This is a genomic window from Roseibium sediminicola (assembly GCF_023156505.1).
Lineage (GTDB): Bacteria > Pseudomonadota > Alphaproteobacteria > Rhizobiales > Stappiaceae > Roseibium > Roseibium sediminicola.
In genome coordinates this window covers 25,644-42,323 of the sequence record NZ_JALNMJ010000013.1, presented here as the reverse complement: position 1 = coordinate 42,323, position 16,680 = coordinate 25,644, and the positions used below count along the sequence as shown (strand labels likewise).

Annotated in this window: 13 protein-coding genes; 9 read left to right on the top strand and 4 right to left on the bottom strand. The window is 61.9% G+C overall.

Annotated elements, in window-relative coordinates; genetic code table 11:
- Positions 1 to 170: 170 nt before the first annotated feature.
- A complete protein-coding gene (locus tag M0H32_RS17905; RefSeq protein WP_248156420.1) occupies positions 171 to 995 on the bottom strand; it encodes a DUF2189 domain-containing protein in 825 nt (274 codons plus the stop codon).
- A 124-nt stretch (positions 996 to 1,119) separates the two neighbouring features.
- Positions 1,120 to 3,369: a mechanosensitive ion channel family protein gene (locus M0H32_RS17900; RefSeq protein ID WP_248156419.1), complete on the bottom strand. Its 2,250-nt coding sequence runs from the start codon at positions 3,367 to 3,369 to the stop codon at positions 1,120 to 1,122.
- Between the two features lie 214 nt (positions 3,370 to 3,583).
- Between M0H32_RS17900 and M0H32_RS17895 the strand changes: the two genes are divergently transcribed.
- The 3 genes from M0H32_RS17895 to M0H32_RS17885 are packed head-to-tail and all read left to right on the top strand — an operon-like array spanning position 3,584 to position 5,816.
- A complete protein-coding gene (locus M0H32_RS17895) occupies positions 3,584 to 4,009 on the top strand; it encodes a DUF805 domain-containing protein (RefSeq protein ID WP_248156418.1) in 426 nt (141 codons plus the stop codon).
- A gap of 44 nt (positions 4,010 to 4,053) precedes the next feature.
- Positions 4,054 to 5,226, top strand: coding sequence for a succinyl-diaminopimelate desuccinylase (gene dapE, locus M0H32_RS17890; RefSeq protein ID WP_248156416.1), 1,173 nt, complete (start codon positions 4,054 to 4,056; stop codon positions 5,224 to 5,226).
- Positions 5,223 to 5,816 carry a hypothetical protein gene (locus M0H32_RS17885; RefSeq protein ID WP_248156414.1) on the top strand — a complete coding sequence of 198 codons (594 nt, stop codon included), beginning with the start codon at positions 5,223 to 5,225 and terminating at the stop codon, positions 5,814 to 5,816. Before dapE ends, M0H32_RS17885 begins: the two co-directional genes overlap by 4 nt.
- Before the next feature lie 144 nt (positions 5,817 to 5,960).
- Here M0H32_RS17885 and dapD read toward each other — a convergent pair whose 3' ends face one another.
- On the bottom strand, positions 5,961 to 6,812 hold the full coding sequence (gene dapD, locus M0H32_RS17880; RefSeq protein ID WP_248156412.1) for a 2,3,4,5-tetrahydropyridine-2,6-dicarboxylate N-succinyltransferase: 852 nt from the start codon (positions 6,810 to 6,812) through the stop codon (positions 5,961 to 5,963).
- A gap of 250 nt (positions 6,813 to 7,062) precedes the next feature.
- Here dapD and M0H32_RS17875 point away from each other — a divergent pair, with 250 nt between their 5' ends.
- From M0H32_RS17875 to M0H32_RS17850, 6 genes are all read left to right on the top strand, one after another.
- Positions 7,063 to 7,968 carry an EamA family transporter gene (locus tag M0H32_RS17875; protein WP_248156410.1) on the top strand — a complete coding sequence of 302 codons (906 nt, stop codon included), beginning with the start codon at positions 7,063 to 7,065 and terminating at the stop codon, positions 7,966 to 7,968.
- A 146-nt stretch (positions 7,969 to 8,114) separates the two neighbouring features.
- Positions 8,115 to 10,790, top strand: a complete 2,676-nt coding sequence (locus tag M0H32_RS17870; RefSeq protein WP_248156408.1) for a bifunctional diguanylate cyclase/phosphodiesterase — start codon at positions 8,115 to 8,117, stop codon at positions 10,788 to 10,790.
- Between the two features lie 212 nt (positions 10,791 to 11,002).
- Positions 11,003 to 11,674 carry a hypothetical protein gene (locus M0H32_RS17865; RefSeq protein ID WP_248156406.1) on the top strand — a complete coding sequence of 224 codons (672 nt, stop codon included), beginning with the start codon at positions 11,003 to 11,005 and terminating at the stop codon, positions 11,672 to 11,674.
- A gap of 1 nt (position 11,675) precedes the next feature.
- Entirely contained in the window at positions 11,676 to 12,689 is a 1,014-nt protein-coding gene (locus M0H32_RS17860) for a hypothetical protein (protein ID WP_248156404.1), read from the top strand.
- A gap of 12 nt (positions 12,690 to 12,701) precedes the next feature.
- Positions 12,702 to 14,411 (top strand): Dyp-type peroxidase, encoded by a 1,710-nt coding sequence (locus M0H32_RS17855; protein ID WP_248156403.1) that lies wholly within the window; start codon positions 12,702 to 12,704, stop codon positions 14,409 to 14,411.
- A gap of 10 nt (positions 14,412 to 14,421) precedes the next feature.
- The gene (locus tag M0H32_RS17850) at positions 14,422 to 15,768 is read left to right on the top strand and encodes a cytochrome P450 (RefSeq protein WP_248156402.1); all 1,347 of its coding nucleotides are present in this window, start codon (positions 14,422 to 14,424) and stop codon (positions 15,766 to 15,768) included.
- Between the two features lie 12 nt (positions 15,769 to 15,780).
- Here M0H32_RS17850 and M0H32_RS17845 read toward each other — a convergent pair whose 3' ends face one another.
- On the bottom strand, positions 15,781 to 16,674 hold the full coding sequence (locus M0H32_RS17845) for an aminoglycoside phosphotransferase family protein (protein ID WP_248156401.1): 894 nt from the start codon (positions 16,672 to 16,674) through the stop codon (positions 15,781 to 15,783).
- Positions 16,675 to 16,680 lie beyond the last annotated feature (6 nt).

Below are 16,680 nucleotides of genomic sequence, written 5' to 3'. Positions count from 1 at the left end.
CTTCTGCTTCATCCGAGCCAAGCGCAGCGCGAGCCGAGGCCGGAGCCGGGGAGGCACAGGCCTCGAGACCTGCCACTTCACGGAAAACGAACGCCCAGACTCGCCGATCCCGGATCTTCGTTTTGCCGCATCCGGGATGACGACGGAAAGGGAATTGGCTCACGCTGGTCTCAGCTCTCCTTCGGAATCTCCACGCATTTCTTGTAAAGGTGCCAGGTCGTGTGGCCAAGGATCGGCAGGGTGATGATGAGGCCGAGAAACGCCGGCGCCATGGAGACGATCAGGACAGCGGTGACGACGAAGGCCCAGCCGATCATCGGCACAGGCGAGGTGGCGACCGCGCGCACGCTGGTGATCATGGCGGTGATGAAATCACGGTCTTCTTCCAGCAGCAGCGGGAAGGAGATCACGGTCAGCGAGAACAGGATCAGCGACAGGATCGCGCCGACCACATGACCGACGGCCAGGAACATCAGTCCCTCCGGTGTCGAGATCACTTCGGTCAGGAATTCCTCGAAGGAAGCGAAGGACCTGAAGCCCAGAAACAGCGCCAGCAGCAGGCGGACCTGGTACATCCACATGATCTGGATGAACAGCACCACAAACGCCATCCAGGAGAGCTCCCGGCCTTTCTGGGCCCACATGGTGCCGAAGATGGCCGACCATGAGAGGTCCTCGCCGGTCTGCACCCGGCGGCTGACCTCGTAGAGGCCGACGGCGGCGAAGGGGCCGATCAGCACGAAACCGGCGGCGGCCGGATAGGAGAGGTAACTCATGTTGAGCGCGGCGGCGCTCAGGACCACGAACAGCCCGCCAGCGGCAAAGACCGCGCCGACCGCCAGGCCGAAGACGGGCGCTTTCCGGAAATCGGCGAGGCCGGCGGCCAGCGCGTCGATGACATCGTTGACGGTGATCGGACGCACCTTGGGCATGGGCTTCAGCCCGCCATTCGCCGGAGCTCCTGTGCCGTCCGGGGTCGAAATGTTGTCACTCATTGTGCAGCTTCCTCTCAAAAGCCCGTCTGCCTCCCGCAGACCGGCAATCTTAGGCACGGAAGGGACCTGCGCTCAATCGGGAGAAGGGCTTACATGTGGGATGGGCAAAACTCGCGCAAAAACCCTATTCCGCCGCCGGCTTGGTTTCCGCGGCCGTCGCCGCGGCGGCTGCCGCAGTGACGGCTTCCTTCTGCTTGTCGTCCAGATTGGCGCTTTCAGGAATGTTGACCCGCACTTCCTTGCGGGCAAACTGGATGCCGTTTTCCTCGAAGGCCTTCTGAACGCGCTTGTAGATTTCCTTGCGCACGCCGAACTGCTTGCCGGGCTTGGTGGTGAACTTGCCGCGCACCACGATGCCGACATCGTCGACATTCGCTACACCCTGTCCCTTGAAGGGCGCCAGGATATCGTCCTTGTATTCGTCCATCTCCATGATGTCCTGGCCGATCTTCTTGAAGAGCTTGCGCACTTTCTCGACATCGGTATCGAAGGGCACGGTGAAGGGAAGCTTCATGATCACCCAGTCCCGGCTGAGATTGGTGAGTTTGGGAATCTCGCCATAGGGCACGATATGAACGGCGCCGCGGGTGCCGCGCAATTGCAGCGAGCGGATCGAGATCTTTTCGATCGAGCCCTGCGTGCCGCCGGTATCGATGAATTCGCCCAGACGGAAGGCATCGTCCATCAGGAAGAAGATGCCGGAGACCACGTCGCGCACCAGCGTCTGCGCGCCGAAGCCGACCGCCAGGCCGACAACACCGGCGCCGGCAAGCAGCGGCGTGATGTTGACACCGAGCTGGCTTAGGGCGAGGAGGGCGGTCAATACTAGGATGGTGATCTGCGCCACCACCCGGATCAGCGGCAGGATCGTCGCCATGCGCGACTTGCCTGCGCCGCCCATTTCCGCGTCGTCGTCCTCGGCCACCGTCGGTGGGGAATCCTTGGCAAGCTGGTGGGCGACCCACAGATTGACGATTTCCCAGGCAAGATAGCCGGACGCCAGGATCAGCAGGAAGATCACGGTGTGGCGCGCCACCGCGGACCCGTCATCCGCGCCGAGTGCCAGCAGGTTGAGGCCGTAGATGCGGCCGACGGCCAGGATCAGGAAGGCGAGCAGCGTGACCCGGGCAATGCGGACATAACTGTGCCGTGTCTGCATATGGGCGGCTTCCGCGACCGGGCCTTCGCCCTGCATCGGCGGCACGATATGCGAGACGATGCCGCGCACCATCGTGTCGAGGAAGGGGGCGAACACCACCAAGGCGATGACGCCGAGCGAACGCCCGGCCGTCAATGCCTCAATGCCCATGCTGACGGTGACCTGCACCAGGAGCCAGTTGAAGGCGATGAAGGCCATGGAGAAATAGGGCCAGAACCGGGCCATGCGTTCCAGGCCCGAGGTCGGATCGTCCTCGTCGCCCAGAATGATACTGGTCAGCCCGTGGCGTGCCTTCCAGATCACCGCGATGATCCAGGCGTTGACGGCAAAGCCGATAAAGAAACGGTAGGTTTCGGCAATATCGGCTCTGCCTGCCTCGATCATGACGTTGCGCAGGAAGAACACAACCCCGATAAAGGCGAACAGACCCGTGAAATTGCGGTAGAGCGATTTCGCGGTGGCATCGTCGGCCGTGACCAGCCGCAGGTCGCGCCGGTGCGGCGCCAGAGCGAACCGGAGCAGTGCCGCCACGAGCCTGGGCAGAAACGCGATCCAATAGACCGCCTGGAATGCGAAGGTACGGGTTACGGGATCGAGAATGGCGATCTTGCCGACCGCAAAGGCGACAATGGCAAAGACGACCAGGCCGCCGAGATCGAGGCCCGCACGGGCGGAGACCAGCTTGACGGTCTCGAACAGGCTGTCGGGGGTCTTGCCCTGAATGATGTCGCGCCGGGACGCAAACAGGCGGTTGACGGCGTATTCCGCGGCAAGGCCGGCGGCAAGGATCAATGCCACGGCGCCGAACAGAATATGCACGGGCCCGGCGACGCTGCCGGAAAACAATGCCCCGATACTGGCAAAAAGGCCGGAGAAGAGTGCCGGCAAGGCAAGAAAATTCCCCGCGACCATGGCTCCGAATCGGTTCAATCCGGCCTGTACCTGGTCCAGCAGCCCGGGCTGCTCGACAACCGGCGCGCCGGCGCCGTCCTTCGCCGCGGCACCCTGCTGCAGCAAGGTCATCAGATCGGCAAGGGCCTTGACCTGTTCCGGATCGAGATCGGAGACCAGTTTTTCCATTGCCTGAGGCTGCAATTCTGGCGGGAGCTGCGTAGCCTTGTCCTGGGCGCGCGCGCCCGTGGGAATGGCCAGCGACACCGCCAGGAAAAGAGTGAATGCACAGGCGGTTAGTCTTGTCTTCCAGGCACCGGTCATCAACGAGCCCCCACGTCGGTGTTAAACCTTTGCCGCTAGGATAGACACGCGGGTCGTGCAAAATCCATAAAAATTCCCGGGCGTCATGCCGCCGCGGAGCAGGTGCAGTGCGGCGCGCCGGTAAAGGGCCGCAATGTCTTGCGCATGACAGAGCTTGATCCGGTCCGCTTATGCGTCTACCTCCATGCGGGAAACACAACCAAGAGCGGGATTCATGAGCACCCCCCCACAAAACGCGAATGTCGCCCCGGGTCCCGTCTGGGCCCTGTTCAGTCCGATCGGCCGCATCAGCCGCGAGCCTTATTGGTTATGTTTCCTCGTCATTTGGCTGGTCTTCGGCATCGCAATCCGGATCTGGTGGCTGTCCGCAGCCGATACGCCGACGCCTGAATCCCTGATGGCGGGCGAATATATCGCCACCAATCCGCTGTTTCCGGTGCTGTTCTTCGTGCTGCAATGGTTTGAGCTGGCGCTCGTGATCAAGCGGCTGCAGGACATCGGCCAGAGCGGATTTCTGGCTTTGCTGATCTTTGTTCCATTCCTCAACCTGATCATGCTGATTGTTCTGGGGATCATTCCGAGCCAGGCCGACGCCAACCGCCATGGCCCGATGCCGAACAGTTACTGGCGCAAGCGCTGAAGCTTTGCCGCCTGCCTTCCATCCTAAAGCAAGAGACGTCCTTCATGTCCGCATCCGCCGTTACCATCGCCCAGGACCTGATCCGTTGCCCGTCGGTCACGCCGGCGGAAGGCGGGGCCCTTGCGAGCCTCGAGGCTTTGCTCGGCTCCGCAGGCTTCAGCGTGTCCCGGGTGACCTTTCAGGATGAGGACACGCCGGACGTTGAAAACCTGTTCGCGACCATCGGCTCCGGCGCGCCGCATTTTGTCTTTGCCGGGCACACGGACGTGGTGCCGGCCGGAGACGAGAACGACTGGAACCACGGCCCCTTTGAAGGCGTGATCGACGGCGGGATGCTCTATGGGCGCGGCGCGGCGGACATGAAGGGCGGCGTTGCCGCCTTTGCCGCCGCGGCCCTCGACTATGTCGCGGACAAGGGAGCGGATTTCGGTGGCACAATCTCGTTCCTGATCACCGGCGATGAGGAAGGCCCTGCCGTCAACGGCACCGTCAAGCTGCTCGACTGGGCAAAAGACCAGGGTCATCGCTTCGATGCCTGTATCGTCGGCGAACCGACCAATCCGGAAAGGCTCGGCGATGCGATCAAGGTCGGCCGTCGGGGGTCGCTGTCGGGCACGATCACGGTCCAGGGTGTCCAGGGCCACGCCGCCTATCCGCATCTCGCAGACAATCCGATCCCTGGACTGGTGCGCCTGCTCGCAGCGCTGGATGCCTTGACATTGGACGACGGCAACGAGCGGTTCCAGCCGTCCAATCTGGAAATCGTCTCGGTCGATACCGGCAACCCGGCCTTCAACGTCATTCCGGCCCGATGCGAAGCCCGGTTCAACATCCGCTACAACGACGAATGGACGCTGGCGAGCCTCAAGGCAAAGATCACCGAGACATTGGAAGCGGTCGATCTCGGCAACCTCTCGCTCGATCTGGAATTCAAGCGGGATGCCAGCGAATCCTTCCTGACCCGGGACGAGACGCTCATCAAGGCGCTCAGCGACGCGGTCGCGGCGGAGACGGGCCGCACGCCTGAACTCTCCACCGGCGGCGGCACGTCCGATGCGCGCTTCATCAAGAATTTCTGCCCGGTCGTGGAGTTCGGTCTGGTTGGCCAGACCATGCACAAGGTCGATGAATGCGTGGCCGTTGCCGATATCGACCGACTCAAGGCAATCTATGGACGGTTCCTGGACAGCTATTTTTCTGGAGCAAACAACATTTGATCAGTTTGGGCGAAATTCGCGCGGCTCTCGACGGGTCCTGGCTGCTGCTGCGCAACCGGCCGGAAGGCATGGCGTTTTTCGATCAGTCGATCCAGGGCTTCTGGCGATCGTTCCTGGTAATCGGGCTGCTCGTGCCGTTGTTGCTGGTCAGCGGTCTTGCCGAAAAGCAGTTCTATTTCGCGGAAAACCTCTATCACCCGGATGCCTTTCCCGATAGCGCCTTCTGGTTCGCGCAACTGGCCGGTTTCGGCATAGACTGGCTGGCCTTGCCTCTGCTCCTGGCGCTGGTCGCGGTTCCGATCGGCATCTCGCACCGTTATGTGCCGTTCATCGTTGTGCGCAACTGGTCCAGCCTGCTGGTGTCGATCCCCTATATGGTGACCTATCTTCTGTTTTTGCTTGGTCTCATCAGCACGGGCATCACGGTGCTTTTGTCGCTGACCTGCCTGGTGGTCGTGATCTGGTACCGCTACCTTGTCGCCCGGATCGCTCTGCAGGCAAGCGTCAGCCTCGCCATCGGCGTGGTTGTTCTGGACGTGGTGCTGACCCTTCTGATTTCCCAGATCGTCGGCCTGATGTGGGGCGCCTGACCAGGGAATTGCTCATTCTCCGGCGTCATCCTGAGGAGGACCGTCAGGAGGACGTTGGCAGGGAGGTGCAGACCTAGGTCCCGACAGCAAAAACCCCGCCCGGTAAGGGGCGGGGTCGCAACTCTGTCAAAGCGAAGCGCTGCGTCAATCGCGCAGCAATTCGTTGATGCCGGTCTTGGAGCGGGTCCGCTCGTCGACTGTTTTCACGATCACCGCGCAGTAAAGGTTCGGGGCAGGTTCGCCGTTGCCCATCTTGGACGCGGTCGGCATGGAGCCGGCGACGACCACGGAATAGGGCGGCACTTCGCCATAGCTGATCTCGCCGGTCATGCGGTTGACGATCCGGGTCGACTGGCCGATGAAGACGCCCATGCCGAGCACCGAGCCCTCGCGCACGATGCAGCCCTCGACCACCTCGGAACGGGCACCGATGAAGCAATTGTCCTCGATGATCACCGGCCCGGCCTGGAGCGGCTCCAGAACGCCGCCGATGCCGACGCCGCCCGAGAGGTGCACGTTCTTGCCGATCTGGGCGCAGGAGCCGACGGTCGCCCAGGTGTCGACCATGGTGCCTTCATCGACATAGGCGCCGAGATTGACGAAGGACGGCATCAGCACCACGCCCTTGCCGATAAAGGCGGAGCGGCGCACGGTGCAGTTCGGCACGGCGCGAAAACCGGCGTCCTCGAAATTGTTGCTGCCCCAGCCATCGAACTTGGACGGCACCTTGTCCCACCAGACGGCGTCGCCGGGCCCGCCCTTGATCACATCCATCGCGTTGAGGCGGAAGGACAGGAGCACGGCCTTCTTGGCCCATTGATTGACAACCCAGTCGCCGTCTTTCTTCTCGGCAACGCGCAGCTCACCCCGGTCCAGGAGGTTCAAGGTCGTTTCAACCGCATCACGGACTTCGCCGGTGGTGCTGGTGTCGATGGCGGCGCGGTCTTCAAAAGCCGCATCGATTGTCTTGGACAGGGCAGTGAGATCTTCGGTCATCTGATAGGGGGTCTCCGGGCGTTAACAAATCTGGCGCGGACCTAAGCCGCCCGGTGCCGCCCTGTCAAGCTTGGCAGGCCCGGCAGATGTTCCATAGCCGTCATGGCCGTGCTCTCTTTGCGGCATGCTTCCCGGCATGAAAAATGGCGAGAGATGAGAATAGATAAACAATCGAAAGAGGTTTCGGCAGTTTTATGCTTGGTTGAAATATGGAAGCATGAAGCCAGATCAATAAAGGAAAGAGGTTTCGGTGGAACTCTGGATACCAATCACCATCGCCGCGGCGTTCTGCCAGAACCTTCGCACGGCCTTGCAGAAGCACCTCAAGGGACGGCTCGGCACCACCGGGGCGACCTTTGTGCGGTTCGGCTATGGTGTGCCCTTTGCCATACTTTACCTGGTGGTTCTGAACCAGGTCTTCGGCTATGCCCTGCCGGAGCCGACTTTGACGCTGCTGGTCGCCGGTGCCCTCGGCGGTCTGGCGCAGATCCTGGCGACCTTCCTGCTGATCCACCTGTTTTCCTTCCGCAATTTCGCCGTCGGAACCGCCTATTCGAAGACCGAGCCAATCCAGGCGGCCCTGTTCGGCTTTGTGGTCCTGGGCGAACGCATCAGCCTGACCGCAGGCCTGTGCATCCTGATCGGCATCACCGGCGTGATCGTGATCTCGTTGGCGCGGGTGCCGCTGACCGTCTCCGCCATTCGCGGCAATCTGGTTGGCCGTCCGGCGCTGATCGGCCTGGCCTCCGCGGCCCTGTTCGGTGCGTCCGCGGTTGCCTACAGAACCGCGTCCCTGTCGCTGGAGGGCACGGTTGTCGCCATGCAGGCTGCCTATGCCCTGGTCTTCGCAACCCTGTTCCAGACCCTGGTGATGGCCGCCTGGATGGCCTTGCGCGAGCCGGACCAGCTGCGTGCCAGCCTCAGTGCCTGGCGCGCCGCCGTCTGGGTCGGCGCATCCGGCGTTGCCGGCTCCATTGGCTGGTTCACCGCCATGACCCTGCAGAATGTCGCTTATGTGCGCGCACTCGCCCAGATCGAGCTGGTCTTCACCTTCCTGGCCTCGTGGCTGGTGTTCAAGGAGGTGATTGTCAGGTCGGAGATTTTCGGCTGCGTGCTGATCGTGGCGGCGGTGATCGGCGTGGTGTTGCTGAGATGACGGCAGCGGGATCGGGCTGCCTTTCGTAGGGGTAGTAAACTTCCCCTTCGGCATTTGTTTTGATTTTAACGATATTCTGAAATGAATTCCAAGACTCGGAGGTCATAATCAGACTCAATCGGAGACCTCCCGACAGATAAGGTTCAATGTCGAAGACGTTCTTTTCCCGAATAGATGCCAGCCACGTGTTGTCGCGGCCGAGCCTGATCAGCGTCGCTGCTGTCGGGATTGCCCTGGCCGTGACAATCGTTGCCGGCATATTCGCGGAACTGCAGAACCGGTCGGTGCACCGCCAAAGCGCACGCGCGGATGTCGGCGAGCACCTGGGCCTTGTCCGGGCCCGGCTGGAAGGCAACATCAACAGCAATCTGCAGCTTGTCCGTGGCATGGTTGCCCTGATTGCCACTCAGAAGGACATCGATCAGGAGCAATTCGGCGACATCACCCGCTCGTTGATCGGCAAACACTCGCAGCTTCGCAACATCGCCGGTGCGCCGGATCTGGTCGTCAGCCTGATGTACCCGATGGAAGGCAATGAAAAGGCGATCGGGCTCGATTACCGCAAAAATGAGCAGCAACGCGAAGCGGCCATGAGGGCGGTGAATTCCGGAGAGATGCTTCTGGCCGGCCCCGTCAATCTGCTCCAGGGGGGCATCGGCTTCATTGGGCGGTTTCCCGTCTTCTATGAGGATGCCGCCGGTGACAGGCACCTCTGGGGGCTCATTTCGGCCGTTGTCGATGCCGAGCGTCTCTATGCCGACAGCGGTCTCACCGACCCGGACCTGCCGATCGACATTGCGATTTCCGGCCGGGATGCGAATGTCATGGACAAGACCGTGTTTTTCGGGGATGAGCGGATCCTGGCGCAGAAACCGGTCCTGTCCGAGGTGGTCCTGCCAGCCGGTCGCTGGCAGATTGCGGCGATCCCGCGTGGCGGCTGGTCCGATATGCCCGAAAATGTCTGGCAGGTCCGGTCCCTGATCCTGGTCGGCGGCCTCCTGGTCGTTCTGCCGATCTTCATCGCCGGGCAGCTTTATGATCAGCGCCGGGTGCATATTCGCGAGTTGCAGCGCCGACAGGTCCAGATGGAGGGCCTTTCCCAGCGTCTCAAGCTGGCGCTGGACACCTCGAAGATCGGCATCTGGGAGCTTAATCTCGACACGGGCGAACTGACCTGGGACGGGCGCATGCGAGAGCTTTATGACATCCCCGCGGATCGCGACACGACCCAATACGACGTCTGGTCCGACAGTCTTCATCCGGACGACCTTGAACGCGCTGAAAAGGAATACTGGGACGCGATAGACGCGGGCGGCATGTATCATTCCGACTTCCGGGTCATCTTGCAGGACGGCTCGACGCGCTGGATCCGGGCCATCGGCGCCGTGCATACCAACGCCCGCGGTCAGCGCTACATCCTTGGTGTCAATTGGGACGTTTCCAGCGACATCCAGCTGAAGACCCGGCTGTTGAACGCCAAGCGCAACGCCGAAGACCGCAACAAGGAGCTCGAAGACGCGCGTGCGCTGATGGAGCACCATTCGCTGCATGACAGTCTGACGGGCCTGCCGAACCGGCGCTACCTCGACCAGCATCTGCTCGACGCGCAGGCCCCGCGCAAACCGACCGCGCTGCTGCATATCGATCTCGACCGGTTCAAGCATATCAACGACACGCTCGGTCACGCGGCGGGCGACAGCATGCTGATCTATGCCGCCTCGGTCCTCACGGAAAAGGCCGGGCCGACGGATTTTGTCGCGCGCATCGGCGGCGACGAATTTGTCATTGCCATCACCGAGCCGACCGACGAGGAACAACTGGCGCACCTGGCTGAACGGGTCATCGAGCGGATGCGCCAACCGATCCCCTATGACGGCCACCAGTGCCGGATCGGCGTCAGCATCGGGATCGCCATGGCGGACACCTCCTTACACGACTATGGCCGTCACCTGCTGGTCGACGCGGACCTGGCGCTCTACCGCGCAAAGAGCAACGGCCGCAACCGGTTCGAATTCTTCTCCGACACGCTCAAATTGGAGATCATCCGCAACAAGCAGGTCGCCGATGACATTCTAAGCGGCTTGGAACGGCAGGAATTCCTGCCCTTCTTCCAGCCCCAGTTCGATGCCAGAACGCTTCAGATCAGCGGTGTTGAGGCATTGGCTCGCTGGGATCACCCGAGCGAGGGCATCCTGTCTCCGGATGCGTTCCTGAAAACCGCCGACGAACTCAATGTGGTGCCGCTGATCGACCGGATCATCCTGGAGCAGACGCTGTGGCAGTCGACGCGCTGGAAGGCCGCCGGGATCGAGATCCCCAAAATGTCGGTCAATGTGTCGGCGGGCCGCCTCAACGACGCCAACCTGATGGAAAGCCTCGACGGCCTGTCTTTCGAGCCGGGGACATTGTCCTTTGAGTTGCTGGAGTCGATCTTCCTTGACGACAAGAACGACGTCATAGCCGCCAATTTCGAACGTTTGAGGCAGGTAGGGATCGACATCGAGATTGACGATTTCGGCACCGGCTACGCCTCGATCGTCAGTCTCATTCATCTGCGGCCGTCGCGCCTCAAGATCGACCGGCAGCTGATCTTGCCGATCATCCAGTCCGAAGGCCAGCGGCGCCTGGTCGCCTCGATCATCGAAATCGGCCAGTCGCTGGGCATCAAGGTCGTTGCCGAGGGTGTGGAAACGATGGAGCATGCCCGGATCCTGCGCGATCTCGGCTGCGACGCGCTTCAGGGCTATGCGTTCGCGCCGCCGATGTCCTCCGACAGGTTGATCGATTTCGTCCGCTCGGAAGCCTGGCGCAAAGCCTCCTGATTGCCAGCTGACCGAGGCCGGCCCTGTTTGTTGTCGCCCTTGATACTCCCAAAATAGGCAGCTTCTCTGCCGCCTCGCACAGACGGCGGCTCTCCGTCTCATGACGTAGGGTAAATTAGTCTTTGACTCCTTGGGAATTTTTGCAGTCTGATACAGCTGCAGCGTGCGCGCGTCCGGCCCACACGTTTTTTTGGAGTTCCTGGAGGTCAAGCATGTCGAACGTTGCCGGTAAAGCTTACGCAATGAACGTGGTGACCCCCAGCCACCCCTGGTGCACCTGGATCAACCGGCTTCTGTTCATGGCCGCGCGCGGCTTGCCCGAAAGACTGCAGGGCCTGCTCGGTCTGTCACTGATCCATTTCGCCCGCTGGGTTATCATCAAGCGGGACCAGTGGCCGGATCTGGGGCAGGAAAAGGAACAGCTGCAAAGCGACTACATGTTGTTCTGTTCCAACTTCAACGGCACTTGGGACCAGTATATCGACGCTTTTTCCGACGGCATTCCGAACGGGCTGAACCTGTTCTGGTTTTCGGCAACCAAATACCCTCTGTCGATCCCGATCACGCCTTTCAAGAACTACATCACCTACAACCAGATCGGTACGGACTATTATTACAATGCCACGCCCGGCTCGGCGCAGCGCGACGTCAAGTCGGCGCTCAAGGTCTATGACGTCCTGAAGGACCTGGTCGCGGCCCATGAGAAAGGCGAGCCGGAGACCTTCAACAAGGCCTTCCAGGCGGCCTATCTGAAAATCCAGACCGATCTCGGCGACCCCGGCTTCGGACCTGTCGCCAGTCTCGATACAGAGCGCGCCGACGTGAACCGGCTCAAATATATCGCAGATGCGCAGGCGGAATTCGCCAGCAAAAGGGGGGCGTGACATGGCCGATCTCGACAGCGGACACCTGTTCCTGACCTTTCTTGTCCCGATCAAGCCGGGCGGTCCGAAAAACGGCGTTTCCTACAAGCAGAATGTGCGCATCGAACTGGCCAAGCTGCCGCCGGCGCATCAGTCCCCCGCCACGCAAAAAATGGAATACGCCGCGCCCTTTTCCCGGAACACACGCACGCATTTCGCGCGCATGTTCGTGCTGGACGACGTGGTCTACAACGGCCGCGACGGCGAGAACGTTTTGGTGTCCATCCTCAAGGGCGTGGACACGATCGTTCCCAAACATGTCGACCACCTGAATTCGGCTTATCTGGTCTTCACCGCCGATATCGACGCCGTAACGGCCGACGGCAAACCTCTGCCCGCCACGCTCTCGCCGGAGCAGCAGCGCGAGGTCCGGATGGCCTATGCGCAGACGCTCTGGGACACGATGGGAGAAGAGATTAAGGCCATCTTCGACAGCTGCCGCGACTTTGGCGGCGTCGATAGCGGCGCGAAATTCGGCGCCTACCTGGAGCGGTGCCATGTCGAGACGACGATGCCATTCCACGACTACTATCTGGAACTGCCCGAGTTCAACAATCTGCCGCTGATACCGCTGGGGATCGCGGTCGGAGTGCCGGCTGTGATTGCCGTCGTCGCGCTGCTGCTCCGCATCTTCGGCATGGGCACGCTTTTCGGCATCAACACGCTGCTGCTCACGGTGCTCGCTCTGGTGCTGACGCTCGTCATCTTCGTCCTCGCGGTGCGCTTTGCGCTCGCCAATGGCGCCAAGCCGCTGCCACCGGCGAAATATGACGACCTGCCGACCGTGCTCAAGGCGCTCTATCTGCAGCAAGCCTTCGCCGATTTTGTCGCCGAAAACCAGGGACGGGACGCTGCCGCGCTGCATACCGCCTTCGGCGATTTTATCGGACGGCACAAGCCGTCGGACATCTTTGAGCCGACGCAGCGGCCCGGCGTGATTTCCAGCGCCGCGCCGCAGCCCCAGGCACGTGTTTGAGGTATTGACCCCATGACCTTTCAACTGAACCTCCACGACATTCAGGGCAATGTGACCCGTGCCTACGGCCGGTTTTCCTTCCCCTTTGCCCGCTATTTCTTCTTTCAGATCCGGAAGCCCGAGGCGGGCCGCTCGTTTGTCGACGCGGTGCGCCGGCAAGTGACCACCTCGGCGCGCTGGCCCGAAGAGGCGGACAAGCCCACCTGCACGGTGAACATCGCCTTCACTTTCATGGGGCTTTACTGGCTGGAAGTTCCCGACCGGACGCTGCGGGGCATGCCGGACGTCTTTATCTCCGGCATGCGCGCGCGGGCCTCCGTGCTGGGGGACCGCAATCCGGCGAAGACCGAGGCTGACGATCCCAAGTGGGACAAGGACTGGGACGACACCTGGAAGAACAACCGTAAGGACGGCTCCGGCGGCAAGGAGGACGTCCATATCCTGGTCACGCTCAACGCTCAGCCCGACACCGGCGATGCAGCCCCCGATACGCCGGAATTCCTCGCCCGCATGAAGCAGCCGCATCCCGATCTCGAAGCCCGGACGGAGTGGCTTAAAAGCCTGACCAATGACGGCATTGTATTGATCGAGAAAAACGGCAAGAGCGGCAAGGATCCATTCCAGGCCGCCTCCGCCGTGTTCGACGATTTTGGCGGACTGCACCTGCCGACGCCGCGTGAGCATTTCGGGTTCACCGACGGCATCAGCGATCCGGTGTTCAAGGGGCAATACCCTCCGAAACAGGAAAAGGAGGCGGTCAAGGGCCGTGGCAAGCGCATGGGGGGCGACTGGGAACCGCTGGAAGCGGGCGAATTCGTGCTGGGCCACACGGGCGAAAGCCAGGAATTGCCACCGACCGCGATGCCGCCCGAATTCATGCAGAACAGCACGTTTATGGCCTATCGCAAGCTGCATCAGAATGTCGGCAGTTTCGATGAGGTGGTGGCTGAGGAAGCGGCACACTATGCCGATATCATGGACGTGGATGCGTTCGAGGCCAGGGAAACGATCCTCGCCAAGATGTGCGGCCGCTGGTCGGACGGAGTGCCGCTGGCGGTTGTGCCGGATTTTGCCGACTGGCTTGCCTTCGGTCAAAAGGGCGGCTGGCTCGACAAGGATGGCCGCTTCCGCAAGGACCCGGAGGCCTGGGGCAAGAACATCGCCTATATCCGCACGCCGGACGCCTCGGATTTCCGCTATGCCGATGACATGGCCGGGTTCAAGTGCCCGGGCGGCGCACATGTCAGACGCATGAACACACGGGACTATCTCGACCCGCTCAACGCTTTCGGGGTGGATCCGGAGACTGGAGCGCAGCCGGAAAACAGGACAGCCACGCACGCCCTGAACAAGCGCCGGCGCATTTTGCGGCGTGGTTTGCCCTACGGACCGCCGGCGTCTGACCATCGCGACGACAAAACCGAACAGGGTGTGATCATGATGATCATGTGCGTCGACCTGTTCCGGCAATTCGAATTCGTCCAGCAGCAATGGGTCCAGTATGGGCTCGACTTCCATCAGGGCAACAACACCTGCCCGATGCTCGGCCGCCATGACGAGCACACACGGCACATGATCCCGTCCAATCCCAAGAGCGGAAAACCGCCCTACATGATGACGAAGCTCAAGACCTTCGTGGAATGCCGTGGCGGTGACTATTTCTTCGTGCCCTCGATGATCGCGCTGCGCATGATCGCCATGGGCATTGTCGATCCAACCTGAGGACAAGGCGATGCTTGAACGGCTGACCGGAAGTTTCAAAGCGGCGGGCCGCCTGCTCATGGTGCTGATCGAAGGCCTTATCGCGCTGGGCTGGCTGATCGGCAAGGGCGGCGCGGCTCTCGCATCCGGCGGCAAGGCCGCGCTTGGCCCGTTTCTGACCGCGGCTGCGACGCAGGAGCGGATCTTCGCCGCGCTCAGGGCTTTCTGGCCGAACCTGTCTTTCGGCAAGGTGCTGGTGAAGGCCTATGACAACACCGGCACGGCGGTCGTCACACGCCACGACGACTGCATCGACGTCTTGAACCGGAACGAGGATTTCGAGGTTGTCTACGGGTCGCGGATGCGCAAGCTGACGGCGGGTGAGAATTTTTTCCTCGGCATGCAGCCGGGCTGGCCCTATACCCGCGACACCTCGGCGATGCGGCTGGCTGCACGAGGACCGGATGTGGCGGAGATCGTGCTGCCGCGCGCCGCCGCGCTGGCCGAAGAGATCGTTGCCGGCTCGGGCGGCAAGATCGATCTGGTGCCGCAGCTGTCGCGGCACATTCCCTGGGACATGACCGACACCTATTTCGGTGTCGGCGGCGAGGCGGCTACCATGCAGGACTGGACCACGGTTCTGTTCTGGTACCTGTTCGAGGACCTGCCCGCCGATCCGGATCTGGATGCAAAGGCGATGACCTATGCAGCGGCCCTGCGCGACTATCTGGATGGAGCGATCACCGAGCGCAAGTCCAACCCGGATGACCGGCCGCAGATCCTCAACCGCTGCCTCGACCTTCAGAAATGCGGCACGCCGGGCATGGACGATCTCGGCATCCGCAACAATCTGGTGGGGCTTTTGATCGGCGCGATTCCGACCATATCGAAGGCTTGCTGCCTCGCGCTGGACGAATTGTTGAACCGGCCGGAGCAGCTGCGCAAGGCGCAGCGGGCGGCCTTGACCGACGATCCGCAGTTCGAGCAGTTTCTCTGGGAAGCACTGCGCTTCAATCCGCACAATCCGGTGATCTACCGACGGGCGCTGCACGACACGGTGGTCGCCAAATCGACCCTGCGCTCCGCCAGGATCCGCAAGGGACAGATCGTGTTTGCCGCCACCCTGTCGGCGATGTTCGACCGCTACCGGATCGACGACCCCAACTCGTTCCGCACCGACAGGGCCTTTGAGGATTACATCATCTGGGGCTACGGCATGCACACCTGTTTCGGCGCGGCGATCAACAAGGCGGTGATCCCGGCGATCCTGAAACCTCTGATCAAACAGCGGAACCTGCGCAGGGCGGATGGCGCCGCCGGCCAGATCGACACCGGCGGCACCCCGCATCCGCAGCATTTTCACCTGCTGTTCGACTGAGGAAAAAACTCGTCAGGTTCCGGAGATCTCAAGAAGCCTTGCCAGCGTGCTTTGGCCGAGTGCACTCATTGTCGGGTTGCTCGTCTGATAATACCAGACCAGTCCCATCGCCTGGACAAAGGCCCAGGCAGCGCTCCGGCTCCGCTCCAGCGAGCCGACTTCCAGGGCATCGAAAAAGAGCCCCCTGCGCTCGCGGTCAAGCAGATGCCATCCGGCGACCAGATCCAGCGCCGGATCGGCTGGGCCGAATGCACCGCCATCGAGCACACCGACAAGCCGGTCGCCCTGAACCAGAAGGTTCGCGGGGATGAGGTCCCTGTGGCTCATCACTTCTAAGCCAGGCGCCGGCAGTTCGCGAAATTCCGACCACAACCGGCGCAGGCGCTCAACGTCCAGAAGGTCTTCGCTGTTTGTGAAGCAGGTTTCCATCCAGGCGTCGTGATCGGTCAGCTTGCCGCCGCGCCCCTGTCCGTCGAAACGCCGCCCATTGAGATCTGCCTTGCGCAGGGAAGCGACGAGGTCCGAGAGGTCGCGGGCGAAGACGGAGGAGGTGCTCAAGCCGGAAGGTGTCGCAGGGGTGCCTTCGATCCAGGTCTGAACGAGCCAGGGCATCGGATAGCCGCCACCCGGTTCGCCGATGGCGATTGGTCCGGGAACCGGAAAAGGGCAGGCCGTCGCCAGCTCCTTCAGTGCGCGCACTTCCGCCTCCAGCAGGCCGAGACAGGTGGGGGGATCTATCCGCCGCAAAGGGAAACGGGCGGCGTGAGCGGAGCCGATGCGGAAAATCGCGTTGACGGTCCCGGCGCTGCGCAGGTCCGCGATCTCTTCACCTTCGAACTGGGGAAACTGATCGCGGATCAGGTCGCTGGCCAACACCTCCGAAATGCTCACCTGATCGATATGCATGCACAG